The organism is Confluentibacter flavum, assembly GCF_002843175.1.
Taxonomy (GTDB): Bacteria; Bacteroidota; Bacteroidia; order Flavobacteriales; family Flavobacteriaceae; genus Confluentibacter; species Confluentibacter flavum.
Genome location: NZ_PJEO01000009.1, coordinates 78,215 through 97,029, shown reverse-complemented (window position 1 = coordinate 97,029; position 18,815 = coordinate 78,215). Strand labels below are relative to the sequence as shown.

At 31.5% G+C, this 18,815-nt stretch carries 17 protein-coding genes; 8 read left to right on the top strand and 9 right to left on the bottom strand.

Annotated features, from left to right (window positions below):
- Genes CSW08_RS01700 through asnB form a run of 6 tightly spaced genes read right to left on the bottom strand, consistent with a single transcriptional unit; the run spans window position 1 to window position 7,625 of the window.
- Window positions 1-1,176, bottom strand: a complete 1,176-nt coding sequence (locus CSW08_RS01700; RefSeq protein WP_106658179.1) for a glycosyltransferase family 4 protein — start codon at window positions 1,174-1,176, stop codon at window positions 1-3.
- On the bottom strand, window positions 1,173-2,354 hold the full coding sequence (locus CSW08_RS01695) for a glycosyltransferase family 4 protein (protein WP_106658178.1): 1,182 nt from the start codon (window positions 2,352-2,354) through the stop codon (window positions 1,173-1,175). Before CSW08_RS01695 ends, CSW08_RS01700 begins: the two co-directional genes overlap by 4 nt.
- A 2-nt stretch (window positions 2,355-2,356) precedes the next feature.
- Window positions 2,357-3,799: an asparagine synthase-related protein gene (locus CSW08_RS01690; protein ID WP_238987176.1), complete on the bottom strand. Its 1,443-nt coding sequence runs from the start codon at window positions 3,797-3,799 to the stop codon at window positions 2,357-2,359.
- Window positions 3,753-4,835, bottom strand: coding sequence for a glycosyltransferase (locus CSW08_RS01685; RefSeq protein ID WP_106658177.1), 1,083 nt, complete (start codon window positions 4,833-4,835; stop codon window positions 3,753-3,755). The genes CSW08_RS01690 and CSW08_RS01685 overlap by 47 nt, the downstream gene beginning before the upstream one ends.
- Window positions 4,828-5,781 (bottom strand): glycosyltransferase, encoded by a 954-nt coding sequence (locus tag CSW08_RS01680; RefSeq protein ID WP_106658176.1) that lies wholly within the window; start codon window positions 5,779-5,781, stop codon window positions 4,828-4,830. Before CSW08_RS01680 ends, CSW08_RS01685 begins: the two co-directional genes overlap by 8 nt.
- A complete protein-coding gene (gene asnB / locus CSW08_RS01675) occupies window positions 5,778-7,625 on the bottom strand; it encodes an asparagine synthase (glutamine-hydrolyzing) (protein WP_106658175.1) in 1,848 nt (615 codons plus the stop codon). Before asnB ends, CSW08_RS01680 begins: the two co-directional genes overlap by 4 nt.
- A 278-nt stretch (window positions 7,626-7,903) precedes the next feature.
- On the opposite strand from asnB, the gene CSW08_RS01670 reads away from it, so the two are divergent.
- The 8 genes from CSW08_RS01670 (at window position 7,904) to CSW08_RS01635 (ending at window position 15,708) form a co-directional block, all read left to right on the top strand.
- Window positions 7,904-8,683: a class I SAM-dependent methyltransferase gene (locus CSW08_RS01670; protein ID WP_106658174.1), complete on the top strand. Its 780-nt coding sequence runs from the start codon at window positions 7,904-7,906 to the stop codon at window positions 8,681-8,683.
- Window positions 8,671-9,411, top strand: coding sequence for a glycosyltransferase (locus tag CSW08_RS01665; protein WP_106658173.1), 741 nt, complete (start codon window positions 8,671-8,673; stop codon window positions 9,409-9,411). Before CSW08_RS01670 ends, CSW08_RS01665 begins: the two co-directional genes overlap by 13 nt.
- Window positions 9,404-10,762, top strand: coding sequence for a hypothetical protein (locus CSW08_RS01660; protein ID WP_106658172.1), 1,359 nt, complete (start codon window positions 9,404-9,406; stop codon window positions 10,760-10,762). Before CSW08_RS01665 ends, CSW08_RS01660 begins: the two co-directional genes overlap by 8 nt.
- A gap of 3 nt (window positions 10,763-10,765) precedes the next feature.
- Entirely contained in the window at window positions 10,766-12,202 is a 1,437-nt protein-coding gene (locus CSW08_RS01655) for an MBOAT family O-acyltransferase (RefSeq protein ID WP_106658171.1), read from the top strand.
- A 3-nt stretch (window positions 12,203-12,205) separates the two neighbouring features.
- The gene (locus CSW08_RS01650) at window positions 12,206-13,165 is read left to right on the top strand and encodes a hypothetical protein (RefSeq protein ID WP_106658170.1); all 960 of its coding nucleotides are present in this window, start codon (window positions 12,206-12,208) and stop codon (window positions 13,163-13,165) included.
- A gap of 143 nt (window positions 13,166-13,308) precedes the next feature.
- Window positions 13,309-14,241, top strand: coding sequence for a hypothetical protein (locus CSW08_RS01645; protein WP_106658169.1), 933 nt, complete (start codon window positions 13,309-13,311; stop codon window positions 14,239-14,241).
- A 69-nt stretch (window positions 14,242-14,310) separates the two neighbouring features.
- A complete protein-coding gene (locus CSW08_RS01640; protein WP_106658168.1) occupies window positions 14,311-14,994 on the top strand; it encodes a class I SAM-dependent methyltransferase in 684 nt (227 codons plus the stop codon).
- On the top strand, window positions 14,995-15,708 hold the full coding sequence (locus CSW08_RS01635) for a hypothetical protein (protein WP_106658167.1): 714 nt from the start codon (window positions 14,995-14,997) through the stop codon (window positions 15,706-15,708).
- 4 nt (window positions 15,709-15,712) lie between these two features.
- Here CSW08_RS01635 and CSW08_RS01630 read toward each other — a convergent pair whose 3' ends face one another.
- From CSW08_RS01630 to CSW08_RS01620, 3 genes are read right to left on the bottom strand one after another with little or no spacing between them, the layout of a single operon-like run.
- A complete protein-coding gene (locus CSW08_RS01630) occupies window positions 15,713-17,302 on the bottom strand; it encodes a glycosyltransferase (RefSeq protein ID WP_162495536.1) in 1,590 nt (529 codons plus the stop codon).
- Window positions 17,303-17,307: 5 nt separating this feature from the next.
- Window positions 17,308-18,273 carry a glycoside hydrolase family protein gene (locus CSW08_RS01625; protein WP_106658165.1) on the bottom strand — a complete coding sequence of 322 codons (966 nt, stop codon included), beginning with the start codon at window positions 18,271-18,273 and terminating at the stop codon, window positions 17,308-17,310.
- Window positions 18,260-18,814 carry a GNAT family N-acetyltransferase gene (locus CSW08_RS01620; RefSeq protein ID WP_106658164.1) on the bottom strand — a complete coding sequence of 185 codons (555 nt, stop codon included), beginning with the start codon at window positions 18,812-18,814 and terminating at the stop codon, window positions 18,260-18,262. The genes CSW08_RS01625 and CSW08_RS01620 overlap by 14 nt, the downstream gene beginning before the upstream one ends.
- Window position 18,815 lies beyond the last annotated feature (1 nt).

Here is an 18,815-nt window from a genome sequence, read left to right as displayed (position 1 = left end):
TCAATTATTCTCGTAAAACCCAACAAATTCTTTTTGTTGCTTTTTAATATTAAACTCAAGCTTGACACGCTCTTTGGCGTTTTGACTAATGGTATCTTTTTCAGTTTGAGGCAAATTAATTATGTTTCTAATTTTTTCTAAAAGTAGTTTTGGTTGACGTAAAGGTACTACCCAACCTGTTTTGTTGTGCAAAACATTTTCCGATAGTCCTTCGGCATCAGACACCACACAAAGAAGACCTATGGCTTGGGCTTCTAACACTGAATTGCAAAAACCTTCCTGAATACTGTATTGTAAATAAATGTCCGCTTGTTCCAATTTTTTTTTAACTAATTCATGTGATAGTTTTCCTGTAAAAGTAACATAGTCATTAAGACCTAATTGATGGGTTCCAAATTTTAAATACTCTTCTTGCGGGCCATCTCCAATAATGGTATAATGAAAAGGAATGTTTTCTTCCTTTAATAAGGCTAAGGCTTCCAAAGTATAGTCCAATCCTTTTTTCCAATGTAAACGGGCAACGGTAATAAAATGAGGAATCTTGTTATATTCGGTTTTGTGATTATTTTTAAAAAAACGGATGTCTATAGCTGGAGTAATTTTTATAATGGGAACTTGATTATTAAAACCTTGTTTATAAACCAATTCAGAAATATCGTTGGAAATTACATGAATCTTATCCACTTTCTCCCAAAGTCTTTTATAGCAACCTGGATGCTTTACAGGATAAATTCCGATATCAAACCCTCTAAAGCTTACTGCCATTTTAGCTCCAATTGCTTTTGCTACATTTTCTCTGTTCAGGACCATGGTACCAAAACCAAAATGCAGCCAATCAACCGGTTCTGAAAATATATGGTTATTGATAATAATATTTTTAATCCTCTGGATAAAATTTATCCCGTCATCCCTATCTAAAATAAACAATCGCCTACTAACTTTAAAATGAAAAATTAAGGAATAAGATAATCTGTAAAAACTAATCATTCCTATACGAACCATATTACCTGAAAGCTTTGGCGCTACTTTAGTTTTTGTTGATGTCTTGGTCTTCCTATTACAGCTGTTAACAAAAAGAATAACCGTGTACCCATTTGCCTCTAATCCTTTAATTTTATTAGAAAAAAATGTTTCAGAGTACCCTGGAACCGCTGGTAACACTAATCCGATTCTCATAATTTATCATTTAAAACACCATGGTATAACGCTTTCATATCAACAATCATCTTTTTAATATGATGTTGTTGCTCAATAGAAACCCTAGCTGCTTTTGTCAATTTAGAATAATCGTCCAATGTCAATTGAGATACGTTTTGTATAGCTGAAGCCATTTCTGAAGGATTTCTAATAGGTATTAAAAACCCATTTTCTTTGTCTTTTATAACCTCGTCCATGCCTCCACAATCCGTTGAAACAACTAAAGTACCCAAGGCCATAGCTTCCAAAACAACATTGGCAATGCCTTCTTCCAAACTCGGCAGTAACAAAACATCTACGGCTTGAATAGATTTTAAAACAGCCTCAAAAGGCAATTCGCTTTTAAAAGTAACATCGTTTTCTATATCCAGTTGTGATCTTTGAAAAAGAAGTTCTTCATCATCATCTACACCAATAATGGTATAATGGAAATAAATATGCCGCTCTTTCAATAATTTCATAGCGTCAAGAGCATGATGATATCCTTTTGTCCAATGAGAACGCCCTACAGAAAGTATTTTTAAAGGCTCTTTTTTTACTGTTTTGGGCAGGAACATCATATCATCTAAAAGTAACCCACTGTAGATTATTTTAATTTTTGATGGTAATGCTCTATATTTTTGAGCTTCTAATGACATAGATTTGGACACGGCATGAAATCCATCAACTTGTGGAAATAGATGGGTGTATAAATCTGCCCAATAATCATTTCCTATTGGGCTTATGGTAATATGAGTACCTCTTAAACTTACAACTAATTTCATTCCAAATTCCTGCACCCAAACCCAATCTTCTATGCTTTTTGCCCATTGTAAATGAAAAATATCAGGCTTATAAAATAAAACCGGATAATACTTTAAACGTAACAAATACTTAGGTTCATGAGTATTGGCCTTAATAATTTCATCTAACCTTTTTTTGTCTTTAGGTTTAAATAGTGATAGCAATAATGTGTACTTGCACAATCTAAAAAGCTTGTTTACTTTACCCCTATACGTATAATATTTTACAGATTCAGAATAAAAAGATTTACCATTGTCAACTCCAAAAACCAGTACCTTCACATGGCTTTCAATCAAACCTTTAATTAAGCGTTCAATAAAAGTAGTGCTTTTACTAACTCCTGAATATATGGCTACTGTTATTGGTTTCTTCAAAATCAGTTTTTAGTGCTTTTTAATTCTTTTGATGAAAATAAGGATAAAGTAAGTAACATACTAACAGCATGCGAATAAAAAACCTGATCCTTAGTCTTAAATAAATTATAAAATTGTTGTGGAATCTCAGTAGAAATCATGCTCGAAAATCCTGGCGTATTAAAAAGTCTGTTTTCCAATTGGTTTTCGTTTTCGCTACCCAAAAATTGCAGCTCCCAATTGCGTTGTATATATTTATTATTAGAAGCTATACGACCTAACTTATTATATACGCGATACGGTAAATTCCATGGCAAATGATTGTATGTGTATGTATACAAATTAAAAGGGCGTTGCGCTTCCCAAGTTAGTTTAGCCAATGCTGGCATGCGTTTTTTAATATAGGCTATTTGAATTTGTCTGCCTGCCAAATATTTTTCTGGAACAGAGCAAATAAAAGCGCACATTCTATCATCATAATAAGGCAACGTTATTGGCTTTTTAGCTTTAAAGATTGATAAATTAATACTGGTCCAACGCGGTGCCCAATACAAGCTTTTAAAGGCTCGAATTTGAGCATTGGCGTTTTCAGGTATATTAATGGCTGTAAGCAAATCTGAAACACGTGCTTTTAAATAATCTGCGAAAGCACCTTTAAGTTGCCAATCCTTCCATAAAGAGTCTGCTAATTCTAAACCGCCTCTTTTAACTATCTTCTTTACTAGAAATGACACTTGATTTTCAAAAGATAAATTATCGTCAACCTTCATATCATCAAACAAAACGTCGCCCCAATGACCTAGACTAAAAACATCTCCTAAAACCTCATATTGGTTTATAAAAGCCATTTGACGAGCGTGCGTAAACTCTGAATAACAACCAGTCATACTAGCCAATTCGTCTACAGCATTCCATAAATAGCCTTTCGGTACGATCATCGCTTGAAATGGGAAATTACAAACCGTAGCTATTTGTTTCCCGTAATAGGTTTCATCATGGCCATCTTGAAATTTATAGCTATACGTATTTACAGGAATATTAAGATGTTTTAAAGCAACCGCCTGCGTTCTACTATCCAACCCTCCAGAAAGCGGTAAAATGACGTTAGTATCGCCAACTTGTTCTTTAATGATGGTTTCAAATAACTGGGCAAATTCATCAACAATTTCAGTAAAAGATCGTTCTACTGGAGAATAATGCCATTTAAAATAAGAGGTTTCCGAGAGAATCGTTTGGGTTTCATTATTAATCTCATACTTACACGCTGGTTTTAAAACGTTTTGTTCTTTAAAATAGGTGTCTTGATCTAAAAAGAAACCAGTCGCAGCGAACACACAAATAGCTTCTTTATTGAGTGTTATTTTTTCACCTACAAAGCGTTGCTTTACGGGAATAATTTCAGTTTTAATTTTCGATATATTAGTTTTTTCCTGCAAGTTTGAAATATAAGGTTTCGTGTGACTCAATAAAAGAATTTAGAGAGAAATGTGTCAAACAATAATCTCTAAGTTTTTTCCCTATTGCTTGTCTTTCATCTAAGGGTTTATCATATATCTCCAGAATTTTAATGCTCAATGCTTTCGCGTTGTTCGTCTCGTATAATAATTCGCTAAAATCTTTTAACACATAATTCACTCCTGGAATGTTAGAACCTAGAACAGGCAGTTGCATAGTCATAGCTTCTACCAAAGCCATAGGCATACCTTCTTTTTTACTCGGAATTATATATAAATCTGACTGCGCTAAAAAAGGACGTACATCGTTCTGTTTTCCTAAAAAAGAAACTTGATTCTCTATATCTAAATCTGTAACCATCTGCTTTAAATAACCGGCATATTCATCTGTATCATCTCCAATCACATCTAAAAAAATATCAGGTTTCTGAGTGATTTTAATGGCTCTTAAAAGTGTCTCTATCCCTTTTACCTTAACAAGATTTGCAACGGTTACAATTTTAAATTTTGAATTGCTGTCCCTTTTTAAAAACAATTCTGAATTATAATATGCTGTATCCAAACCAAAAGGAATAAGTCGTTGTTGCTTTTTGTATGGAAAGAAATCGGTCATCTCTGCGTTTGTAGTAATAATAAAGTTGCTAAGAAAGCTTTTTAATTTCCAATGTAAATTCCCCCAGCTCATCGCTTTTTTTGTAAAAACAAATGTAACGCCTCCTAATCTTGATGCTAATACTTCACTCCAATCGCTACTCCAATTCCAGGAATGTACAATATCTATGGATTGCTCTTTTAAAAAATCTTTATAAGGTTTTAGGCGATAAATTAAATTAAAATAAGGCCGTAAAGGTACTTTAGCATCTATAAAATGTATGGGTAAACCTAACGCTTGTACCTCTTTAAAAAAATCACCTTTATTGTGTTTACAAGCGATAATAACGTCAAATTTGGTCTTATCTAGACCTTTAGCAAGATCGTAAAGCACTTTACCGCTTCCCGCTGTATCAAAATTTGGAATGGTATATAAGACTCTAATTTTTTTAGTCATTACTTGCTACTTGCGTTTTGAAAAAATACCGATTTAACCTCAAAAAAGTCGAGCCTGATATCAAACGAAATTGGTACAAATTCAATAAAAAGCTACCCATTGCATAACCTGAAAAACCCAAATAATCTTTCTTATAAAACAATCTTAAATTTGGTTTTACAAATTCAATATGACGTCTATTTTCTGAACGTTCTAAGTACTTTGTGCACATAAAATAATAGGCTCTAACCAAATATTTTTGTTCTTTATTCAAATTATAAGTCTCTAATATATTTGACACCAAATAATGTACTGACTCACAAACAGGTTGTACAAAATTTTGTCTATTCCTTATGTTTGAAACGCAATAATAAAAATCAACCGAATTATTTAAAACCATATAATTATTGCTTTTAAATAAGGCACGTATAGACAGTTCTACATCTTGTAATCGTGTAAGTTTTGGATTAAATCCACCAATTTTAAGCAAAAAAGCTTTATTCCATAAGATGGCGGTTGTCTGCCAAATAAAATTTGCATTTAAAAAGTGGTTTAAATATTCAGAATTTGAAGCATTAGACTCTACACCATTACCCTCTTGATCTACTACTACCATGTTCTTAAAAACAGTAAAATCCAAAATTTCAATACAACGATTTTCCACAAAATTTAAGGCTATTTTATCATCTGAGTCTAAAAAAACTAATTTTTCATAACTACAAAATTCAATACCTTTATTTCTGCAGACAGATGCATTTGTTTTTTCTGCGTTAAAAATTATTTGTACTCTTTTATCATTAATGTTATTAAAAACCCTAGTTGTTTTATTCTTCTCAATTTCAGAAGAACAATCGTCAACAATAATCCATTCCCATTTTTCAACTGTTTGATCTTTCAACAACTGATATAGCTGTTCTAACCCTTTAGAGTCATTAAAATGAGGGGTTATAATGCTTAATCCTTTCAATTGCTAACTAATTTATTCTGAATTGCCCATTTCTGCCATGCATATAAATGCCATAAACCCCAAGGATCCACTTTTTGTGTATTTTTATAGAAGTCTTGTACTAAAGTATGCAAAACAGGTATATCTATATAGTCCTCGCCATAAAAAGGTGTATTAATAACTGTTTTTATAAAATCGGCTTTTAAATCATTCTTTAACCAATCTTTTATAGGCACTGTAAATCCTTTTTTCTCTTTTTCAACCATCTCTATAGGAATGTACTCATAAAGGGCATCTTTTAAAATTAGTTTAGGTCGATTGTGTGTTATTGTAAACTCTGAAATTATGGAATTGCTAAATGCAATCATTTGCTTATCTAAAAAAGGAACACGGACCTCTAAACTATTTGCCATACTAGTTAAATCAATTTTTCTTAAGGTGCGCTGCATATGGGCGTAAAATTCATTTTTCTTAAGATATTGTAAAACATGTGGTTTATCTAAGGTGTCATGTATGTCATAAAGCTTTTTTAAATCTTTAGAAAATTCATAATTAGGCATTAACTTATCCAATCCTGTAAAATGAGTTTGCTTGTTTAAAATCCAATCAGAAAACTTTTTTACAACCGTTAAAGCAGAAGAAAGGTTTTTGTCTTTTACCCTAAATATAGGGATTAAAAATTGGCGCAACCAAATTGGGTATTTGAACCAATGCGCCTGGTTAAGTGATTTTCGAAAACGAGGATACCCCCAAAACAATTCATCTCCCCCATCTCCTGATAACATAACGGTTGCGTATTTTTTTGCTTTTTTAGTGATTAAAAATGACGGTACTGAACTATAATCTCCAAAGGGTTCTGATATACTTTTAAAATGTACATCAACATTTGACAATAAATCATCTTTACTATCCTTTTCAATAACATGAGTAATCCCAAGATGTTTTGCATAGGCTTTTGCATGCTTTGATTCGTCAAGTTTTGAGTCACTTATACCGTATGTAAATGCTTTAATATTGCTTTTATGTTGTTTGGCAAACGTTGAAACCAAAGAACTATCATAGCCAGAGCTTAAAAACGTGGCAATAGGCACATCTGACCGTAATTGATTCATGACCACATGTTGCATCTCTTTAGTAAAATCTTGATATGTTGATTTTAAAGAATCTAGTTTGGAAGGATTTACACTCCAATTAAAATAATTAATTTTTGATTTTATGGCCCTTGTTTGATAGCTCCATATTATAATTTGGCCAGGATTTACTTGATACATATTTTCAAAAACTGTGTTTGGAGCAGACATATATCCCAGACCTAAAAACTCTTTCATTATGTCTGGTCTCAACTTTTTGGTGTTAAAATTTGGGTGTTTAAAAATCTGGTCGAATTGAGATGCAAAAACAATTCCCGATTTTGATAACCCATAAAATAAGGGTTTTATCCCAGCAAAATCTCTTATCAAATAAACCTCTTCACTTTCAATATTCCATATGGTTATAGCAAACATGCCATTCAATACTTTTGCGAATTCCTTAACGGGCATTTTCCCTATTAAATGACTTAATATCTCACCATCGGAAGTTGAACGAAGGTCGCTTTCTTTTATACTATAACGATGCTGAAGTTCTTTATAATTATATATTTCTCCATTAAAAACCAATATAAACTTTCCATTTGGACTCATTATTGGTTGGTTTCCATTTTCTGTTACATCTAATATGGCTAAACGATTAAATCCAATCTGGCATATTCTACTTGTCCAAAAACCTTGCTGGTCTGGACCTCTGCGAATACTTAAATCCAATAGTTTTTTAAAACTATGTTTATCTAATAAGGCATCGTTAACTTCTCCTAAAAATCCACACATAAAATAATAGTATTCTATTCTAAATAATAATTATGTAATAAAGATAAAATCTTCTGTGGCTTTGGCAATACACTTCCAATCATATTTTTAGACATCTTTTTTAATAGCTTAAACCGATGAAAGTAATCATAATAAATGTAAGCATGCCATTTAGAATTTTTAAATTTGGTCGTTGCAACTTTTTATGAGCTTGAGTAACTAAATAGTTCGTTTAAGACAAAAACGCAATATATTTATTATCATAATGCAAAAAAGTATTTATTTATTGAAATTAGACTATGGATTTAAAAGAATTATCTGAACAAAAAAAGAATAAAAACTCAAGACATCCATGGGAGCAAGCAAGGTTGGAATTCATCCATAAGAAAATAATAAAGTGCCTTGATCTTAATAAGGCTTTAGTCTTTCTAGATATTGGTTGTGGGGACACCTATGTAGCAGAACAATTAATGGTGCGAATCCCAAATAGTACTTTTTATTGTATAGACAATGCATTTACAGAAAAGCAATTATTATTTTATTCTAAAAAATATAAGAACTCAAAAATCAAAGTGTTCAATAATTTAAAAGAAGCCATCACACAAATAGAATCAGAAATTTCATTTATTTTAATTTTGGATGTTATGGAACATGTAAAATATGATGTGGAATTTTTAGTCCAAATTGAAAAATTGGATCAATTTAATTCAAAATCAAAAATGCTTATTACAGTTCCGGCTTTTCAAAGCCTGTTCACACATCATGATGTTATTTTAGGTCATTACAGACGCTACACCAATAGGTCTTTGGAGAATGCAACATTAAAAGCTGGCTTAAAAACAGTTCAAAAAGGCTATTTTTTTAGCTCCTTACTAGTGCCACGTTATATTTTAAAATTGCGCGAACTTATTTTTAAACCAAAAGCAAATACAACGGCAATAGCTTCATGGAACAAAGGTTTGCCCATTACCATTTTGTATAAAAATATACTTATATTAGACTTTTCAATAACCACATTTTTAGAAAAAATACATTTAAAACCAATCGGTTTGTCTAATTATATAATATGCAAAAAATAGGTGTCATAATTCCTTGTTATAATGAAGAAAACAGATTCCCTATCAATGAATTTTTAGGCAATTTTAACTACTTTGAAAATATAGATTTTTGTTTTGTAAATGATGGTAGCACAGACAATACCTTCATAATGTTAACCAATTTAAAAACCAAACTATCCAATATTACTGTTATAAATCTTGAAAATAATATGGGTAAAGCAGAGGCCATCAGGTATGCTGTATTAAATTTAGACCATTCAAAATATGCCTATTTGGGCTATTTGGATGCCGATTTATCGACCTCGTTACATGAAATGCTGCGGTTAACAACATTTATAACACCTGATACCAAATTCATAATGGGTTCAAGAATAAAAAAATTGGGTTCTATTATAAAAAGAAATCTTTTTAGACATATTTTTGGACGCATCTTAGCAACATTTGTGAGTGCATTTATTTTAAAAATTCCAGTTTATGATACACAATGTGGTGCAAAATTAATGGCTACTCCCCTTGCTATTGATTTATTTAAGGATCCTTTTGTAAGTAAATGGTTATTTGATGTAGAATTACTGTTACGTGTAATCAAATTAAAAGGTGAAAATTATTGTAATGATTCAGTTATTGAAATTCCCTTACTAAAATGGCATGACAAAGGCGATTCCAAAATTAAATTTATTGATTTTATAAATATCCCTTTTGACTTATTAAACATATATAACAACTATAATAGACGCCAAAATGTTTAAGAAATTTTATCATTATTGTTTAAATCGTCCCCTTTCATGCCTATTAATTTATGGGGCTATTTTAAGACTTCTTATTTATATTTTTTATAATGCCATTACGCTTTATCCCGATTCCAAAGGGTATATAGATTTATCAACGTTTATATCAAATTTAAGTTTAGATAATTATACAGGTGAGCGAACGCCAGGTTTTCCATTACTTATTGCCATAGCTGGAGGAAACCTTTACCTCACGGCTTTTTTTCAGATGATTATGGGATTGTTCAATATCGTCCTAATTTATGATTTCAGTAAAATGACCACAAAAAGCAAAGCGGTATCGTTTTGGATTACATTTATTATGGCTTCTTTTATACATATCCTGTTTTTTGAATTTGCCATCTTATCTGAAACCTTGACGCTGTTTTTGGTGTTATTGTCCTTTTGGTTTATTGAAAAATTTAACGTGCTGGAACCAACTACTTCCATAAAATACCTAGTTATTCTATCCGTGATTTTAAGTTTTCTATATATAACAAAACCCATATTTATTTATGTTCCTATTGGAGTTTTTATTTTTTATTTTGTAAAAAATTTCCATTTTGGATTCAGAAAAATTATTCTCAAAGCAACAACATTATTAATAGTACCCTTGTTAAGTTTTTATGGTTGGTGCTCATTAAACGAAAAGAACATGGGCTATTTTGCAAGCACGTATTATTTAGGAGTAAACCTATCACAAACAGCTACGCCCTTTTTTGAAAAAGCCCCTGAAGAGGATAAACTTATACGTGATATTTTGGTGAAGCACCGAGAATTAAACCCTATGTACAAATCAGATCGAAAAAACCCTATGACGGTTTGGTATGCATGGAATGAATTAAAGGAAAAAACAAAACTTTCTGGTCCAGATTTATCAAACGAACTTGGTAGAATTTCAATTGATTTATTTAAGAAGTATCCCGATTTATATCTTAAACAAGTTGTTGTCTCCTGGACAGATTTTTGGGGAACGTCTTTGTTTTTTTGGCGAACCGGATATATACATAACAAATTTGTAGAAAAATGGGCCTACCGTTTGTGGTATTCCTTTCAGCAATACCTATTAATAGGTATAAATATTTTATTTTTAGGTTTTGCAATAAAAAAAATATATCACTTTATTCAAACTAAATTTAAAATATTCGATTTAGATCTATTACTGGTGGCCATTATTTTGTCAGGGTCTTTAGCGCAAGCACTGGTTGTTTATGGTTCAAATTCCAGATTTTGTGTTCCTTTTTTTCCATTAATAGTCTACTTTGTAATGATCAATCTTTTTTCACTTAAAAAATTTAATAAACTTAACTCACCAAAGTTCAATACGCTATAATCTATGCTTTTCAATTCCATTGATTTTGCCATATTCTTACCCATTGTGTTTGTTTTATATTGGTTTGTTGTTAATAAAAACCTCAAGCTTCAAAATTTTCTTATTGTTGTTGCCAGTTATGTGTTTTATGCTTGGTGGGATTGGCGGTTTTTATCGCTCATAATGTTTAGCACTTTGGTTGATTATTTAGTTGGTATAAGTTTGGCTAAACAAGAGCATGCTGTAAGACGTAAAATGTTACTCTGGACAAGCATTTTAATAAACATAGGGTTTTTATGCTTTTTCAAATATTATAATTTCTTTATAGATAATTTTATCACAGCATTTTCTTTTTTTGGTTATAAAATACAACCAAACTCATTAAATATTATCTTACCGGTAGGTATCAGCTTTTATACGTTTCAAACATTAAGTTATTCCATAGATGTGTACAGACGGAAACTAGTGCCCACCGCAGATTTTATTGCTTTTTCAGCGTTCGTAAGCTTTTTTCCTCAATTAGTCGCTGGCCCAATTGAACGTGCTACAAATCTATTGCCTCAATTCTATAAAAAAAGATCATTTCATTATGGCAAAGCGGTCGATGGTCTACGTCAGATTCTTTGGGGTCTTTTCAAAAAAATTGTCATTGCCGATAACTGTGCCGAAGTAGTCAATCAAATATTTAATAACACGGGAGATTTTAGTGGAAGCACATTGGTCGTAGGAGCTGTTCTTTTTGCTTTCCAAATTTATGGGGATTTTTCAGGTTATTCCGATATTGCCATTGGTACATCAAGACTATTTGGTTTTGATCTAAAGCAAAATTTTGCCTTTCCTTACTTTTCAAGAGATATTGCAGAGTTTTGGAGACGTTGGCATATCTCACTTTCTACTTGGTTTAGAGATTATCTGTATATTCCTTTAGGTGGGTCTCGTGGCTCTAAATTTCAGCAAATTAGAAACGTATTTATAATTTTTGTGGTTAGCGGGTTTTGGCATGGCCCCAATTGGACCTTTATAGTTTGGGGCGCTTTGAACGCATTATATTTTTTACCTCTATTACTTGGCAGCAAGAATAGAAAGCATATTGAAATCGTAGCTCAAGGAAAATGGCTACCTACCATTAAGGAGATTTTATTAATACTATCAACATTTGCTTTAACTACATTGGCATGGGTGTTTTTTAGAGCTGATAACCTTAGTCATGCTTGGAGTTTTATATCAGAAATCTTTTCGTATTCTCTGTTTACCATACCTCAAATCCAGCCAAAAATTCTATCCATACTTATTCTATTTATGTTGTTAATAGAATGGTCTGGACGTGAAGAGCTTTATGGTATTGAACGTTTTGGAATTACTTGGAAAAAACCGTACCGCTATGCTTTTTATTACACCATCGTCTTTTTAATTTTTCTATTTAGTGGTGAAGAGCAAGAATTTATTTATTTTCAATTTTAAAAAATGCGTAAATTTTTAATTGCACTTTTATATTTTATTTTACCTGTAGTGATTGCTTCCTATGGCTTAGATGTCTTTATTTCAAAAAATTTACTAAAATCAAACACATCACCGGGGAATTATAATGCTTGGAATGACATTTACAAAGGCCAAGTTAATGCTGATGTCGTAATCTATGGGTCTTCCAGGGCTTCCATGCAGATCGACCCTCATATTTTGGAAGATTCCTTAAAACTTAAAGTGTATAACTTTGGGATGCTAGGGCATAATTTTTTAACCCAATATTTAAGGCACATTGAATATTTAAAATATAATCCACAGCCTAAACAAATTATTATGTGTGTGGATTATTTTAGTTTTGAAAAAAGAGAGGATTTATATGAATCTGACCAGTTTTTACCTTATATGTTATGGAATTTTAATATCTGGAGATATGCTAAATCTTATGATGGTTTTTCGCTTTTGGACCACGTGGTACCGCTTGTTAGGTATGTTGGAAAAGCCACCGCAAAAAAGAAAGCCTTCTCGATGGCATTTATGAAATCCAATATGAAACCTTTAAAATATAAAGGGTTTAAAAGCACTGATAAGCCATGGGATAAAACCATGGAAGAGGCAAGATTAAAAAGAGGAATTTACACAATTAGTAATGATACAAATACAGTTAACTTATTTTATCAATTTCTTCAGGAATGTGAGGAACAGAACATAAAAGTAACACTGGTTTATACGCCTGAATATTTTGAAGAAAAAAAACTGGTGTTAAATAGAGACGAAACCTTTAAGTTTTTTAAACAAGTTAGTACTCAATATAATAATACGTTTTTAAACTATGTTGATGATTCAATATGTTACAAAAAAGAATATTTTTATAATTCATTACACCTAAACAAAAAAGGTGTTGACTTATTTTCTAAAAAATTAGCCCACGATTTAAAAAAACTTGATGTAGTTGAAAAATAATATAGAGGTCGTTATGATGGACATATTTTTATAGAAAAGGAAAAATTTGCAATTATGAAATACCCATTAGCTAAATTAACGAACCAACCAAGAATGATTATTGGGATATTAAATCTGAGCTCTAAAAAAATAAATACTGACAGATGAAAAAGTTCATTAAACAGGTTTTCTTTTTCACTCTAATCTTTTGTTGCCTTTTTACTTGTATTATACTTACCACAAATATTATTGTAAATAATAAAGCTGATTTTAAAATTTCTAAAGAAAAAAAATATGTGCTATTTGGGCATTCACAACCCGAATGCGCCTTTAATGATTCACTAATTTCCAATTTTAAAAATTTTTCAAATGCTGGCGAAACCTATTTCTATACCTTTCAAAAAATCAAACAGATATTGCCACAAAATCCACAGATTGAAACGGTTTTTTTAGAATTCACCAACAATAAAATTAGTATATGGGCAGATAAGGATATTTGGAGCAATAAGTATATGAGGTTACGATATCCAAGGTATGCGTCGTTTATGAATTTGGAAGACAACCTGTTTTTAATGACAAAAAATGTAAAGGGATATGCAAAGGTGTTGCCTATTTCAATTAAATACAATCTTATAAGAATGAAGCTAAACGATTATTTTTATATCAATAAAATTGGAGGTTATAAGTACCTGGTAAGAAAAAAAACCGATTCTATTTTAAAGACCATGAATAAAACAGGGTTTTCAATATACCCCGAATACCAAAAAATGTCTGTGCATGAAATTCATTATTTAGAAAAAATAATACAGTTTTGTAAAGAGATGAACAAAAAAGTCTATTTAGTAAGAAGCCCCTACCATAAAAAATCATTTTATAGTCAAAATGAGGAAGCCTTACAATTATTAAAAAAACAAAAATTTGATACCATTAAATTTTTGGATTTTAAGGACTTTCCGCTTGATAATTCTGAATACGGTGATTTAGATCATCTTAATCATAAAGGTGCCAAAAAGTTCTCAAAGTGGTTTAATACACTGCTTAAAAAAGGACTATTAGATAGTATCAATAAGCAACAAATAATTGATAAAAAAATTTAAAAACTTAAATTTTAAAAAATATAAATTATTTAATGCAGTTAATATCAATATATATAATCATAATATTTTATGAATCATTCAAATAATACCAGATCTAAAATTATAGAGCTTTTATATAAGGAAAATCCTAGATTCCATGGTCGTGAAAATGCAGGATCAAAAAGTTATGCCATTAAACCAGATGTACTCAACTGGATAGCAAATAATATTCCTGCTGGAGGAAACACATTAGAAACAGGCTGTGGTTATTCTACCGTTTTACTAGCTTTATTATCAAAAAAACATACTGTTATATCTCCTTTTCCTCAAGAACATAAACTAATTAGAGAATGGTGTGATAACTTAGGAATAAACAATAATCATGTAAAAATGATTGCGAAAATATCTCAGGATGTGGTGCCTAGTTTAGAGAGTGATGATTTAGATTTTATTTTAATTGATGGTGATCATGCATTTCCAGCACCTTTTATAGATTGGTATTATACAGCAGATAAATTAAAAGTTGGTGGTATTTTAGCTGTAGATGACACACACATTCCTACTGGCACTATTTTAAGGGATTTTTTACTAAAAGAAGATACACGTTGGCATTTAATAACTGATGTTGGAACCACTGTTTTTTTTAAACGGATCTCCGAAGACAATGTGGCTAAAGATATTATTTGGGTACAACAAAAGTATTGTAAGCTTCCTAAACAGCCTTTATTGAAAAGAATAATTAATAAGATAAAGAGAATTTTAAGCTTAAAATAAATGAATGTAATTATTAGCTTTACCACAATACCTTCGCGAATTGGTAAAATCAAACCAATGATTGAATCTATTTGCAACCAAACTTTAAAGCCAGATAGTATTATATTATGGTTGCCAAAGGTGTATAAAAGAATTCAGCGGGAAACTATAATACCAGATTTTATTAAAAACGCACCTATAAAGATTAAACTTTGTGATGATGTAGGCCCTTTTACAAAATTATATTACTCCCTAAAACAAGAATGGGATAATAAGGAAACTCTCATAGTCACTGTAGATGATGATGTTTATTATCCGCCAAAGTTTTTAAAAACCTTATTAAAATACGCCAAAAAATACCCTGATAAAGCAATAGGCTATAGAGGTCGAATATTAAAAGATAAATGTGATTATTCTACAAGCCTGAAATTTTTTGGATCTCCTTCAAGAAAACCATTACAAGTCGATATTATTACTGGAACTTGGGGAGCTGCCTATCGTGTCAAATTTTTTGACCTTGATATTTTTAATGATGAAATTATAAAAAGTAATTTTATGGTAGATGATATTTGGATTACTGGAAACTTGGCAAAAAATGGTGTGGAACGTATTATCCTAAAAAATGTTGGGGTAAGGCTAATTAATGATATTCATGATATTGATCCGCTCTGGAAAATAAATAAAGAGAGTAACAACAACAACAAACTGCTTGAATATTTTAAAGGTATAATATAAGCCTTTATCTTTTTTTGCGGTAAATATAAAAATCTGCCATCGAGCTGTGATCCGGATTGTTACTATCAAAAGGATATTTGTTTCTAATATGTTCTAACAACTTCCATTCATTTGAGACATGAGCTGCTATCCAATTGGTAAACGTTCTGCATTTTACATGGACCACTTCATGTGCATCGTAATTACTAGAGTAGATAATTACATATGTTGTTGATGATTTAAATAATCGGTTCATATAGTTTTCAAACACGGCATCTTCTATCAAATGATAAATCACATCTAACGACAATACTAAGTCTGCTTTGGTATTCACAAAAGCCTCATCCTCCATACTATAAAAAGCTTTCGTTTGATCATTCTTAAAACGCTCTTTACATAATTCTAGTGCTTTTAGAGAAACATCAAAACCAATATAACTAGGATAATGGGCTAAACTTAATTGATGGCCATCACCACATCCAAATTCAATAACAGATTGTATGCCATTCTTTTGAACAAAAGCATTTAATACCTCAGCCTTAAATTCAGCCAGACGCCCATAACTTCCTACTCCAGAATTTTTATTGGCCTGATAACGTTGTTCCCAATAGTGTTGCGAACCTAAAAACTCCTTTTTTTTTGGCTTGTTTTGAAAGGCCATTTTTATTTTTTTAAACATCCAAATTCTTCTGCCCTTAAGCATCTGTTTTGTAATACGCTTATAATTACTCACAATAAAGTCAAAATCCTTCATGTAAAACCCAAATAAAAAGGCTTGTTTAAAGGCCGTAAAATAATGTTTGTGCACTAGTAATTCTTTAATATAACTGCTATGGAAATAGCGATACTTTATTTTAAGTTGTGGTATGTTTATATTTTTAAAATAAAGTTCCTTATAACATAAACTTGCCGTTTCAGCGCGTTCTAACGGCTTAGCCGATGAATGGATGCCTCCATCGTGGATTCTATAAACCGAACCATAAAAATTAAGGCAAACCCCATTTCCGCCTTTTAATAACTCTGTAAAAAGGTGAATATCCCTAAAATAGCGATACTTCGAAATCAAGTTAATATTAAACAGTCGGGCTCTAAAAACCAATGTAGGTGCCCCACCATACCAGCCTTTAGCGAATTTATCAAAATCAAATAATATATAAGCGTCTCCATCCTTAAAATATCGTCCATATTTATCATCACTTAACTTGGGTAAAGTATTATGTTTAACCTTAAATCTTGTAAACGACATAGAATATTCAGAGTTTTCCTCTAAAAAATCAATCTGTTTTTGCAGTTTTAGTGGATCAGTCCAATAATCATCCCCTTCCAACATAGCAATATATTTTGCCTTACTTGCTAAGCATAAGTTATATATGTTTTGTCCGTTTTTTTCATGACCCAAATTAGTTTCATTTAATATCAGGTCAATATTATCAGGGTATTTATCTTGTAGTCGTTTGCAAATAGACCGCGTAGTGTCAGTGGAATAGTCTTCTCCTATAATAAGTTTATAGTTAAAAGTTGTGTTCTGAACCATTACAGACTCCACGGCTTGTTCTATATAATCTTCGTGATTATAAGCAAGCATCCAAACAACAGCTAATAGCTTATCATCCAAGGCCATTATGATATTAACGATTTTATATTCAATTCAGCGTAACCAAACCCTTCTTTTCCAAAGTAGTTGCCATTATAAAATAACAGTAATTTTTCAAGATCTTTAATCATATAAGGGTAACACATCATCATACTGTCCCATCCAAAATCACTTTTGGAAATCCCAAGAGAACTTACGGAAATTCGCTCCCAATGTTCTAAATCTCTGGATATTGACAACCCCAATTGATATCCATTATCCGGTTTGCCTCTAAATTCTACACCTTTTCTGTAACAAAACCACATATAATAGATGTCTCCAACTTTTGAGACTCTTGGAGCGTTCTGAACTTCATTATCTATCAATGTATCAATACATAAATCATGGTTTGTCTCCCAATCGATTCCGTTTTTAGAGATTGCTCTTTTTATATAATAAAAAACTTCTTTTTTACCATGATGCTCTATCCATTTGGTGGCAGACGAATAAAACATATAATATATATCATCCTTCTTTATCACCGAAGGCCCATTCACCAAAATAGGGTCATACTTATTCAAACCTAATATTGGACCATCAAATAGTTTTTGAAACGACTTACAATTATCTTTGCTTATTGCAAGTCCTATACGCGTTACATAGGGTACCGATGCACTTCTGGACCAGCCCGTATAATACATATAATGGGTAGTTTCATCTATCTTAATAATATCGGCAGGCATTTGTCCAAATTCATCGAAAGCCCCCAACTTACCAAGTTGTAAAACAGGGGTGTTACTTATACGTAATATGTGCTTTAAATCATTCCTATCTACATCAATATAGGCAATAGAACTTATTGGAAGTGCATCCTTTTTTGGCTGGTGCCTAGTTGTAAAATAAATACGATAATAGCTATCAAATTTTACTGGTGTAGGCACTTGGGCATAGTCTTGCATCCATTCCGAATGGTTGTTCACATTATAAATTTTACCCTTTTTAATCCACTCCATTATCAGTATTATTTATATGTTCATACCAAATAAGATCATACCATTTATTTGTTTTAAAAAAAGCGTCGTGTTCATGTGCATATGGTACAAAACCCAATTTATGGCATATACGTTGGGATGCTATGTTTTCAACAGCATGAGCAATTATAATTTTATGGAAATCAAGGGTATCAAACCCGAACTTTACAACTTCTTTGGATGCCTCTGTTGCAAAACCTCTTCCTTGGTAATTAGAACCGATCCAGTAAGATAGTTCTGCTCTATTCAATACCCAGGTCCTTATGTTTCTTTTTACATCAATCAAAGAAACCAAGCCAACGATATGATTTTCTAAACATACGCACCAATGGTAACCTTTACCATCTTGTTGGGCTCCAATTAAACTTTGAATCACTCCTAAAGTAGTTCCCAAAGTAGTATGTGGTTCCCATGTTAAAAATTGGGTCAGTTTATCATCTGCCATTAACTCAAATAATTCTTTGGCATCACTTTCTAGTGGTGGCCTTAATACTAATCGTTCTGTTTTAATAACAAAGTCCATA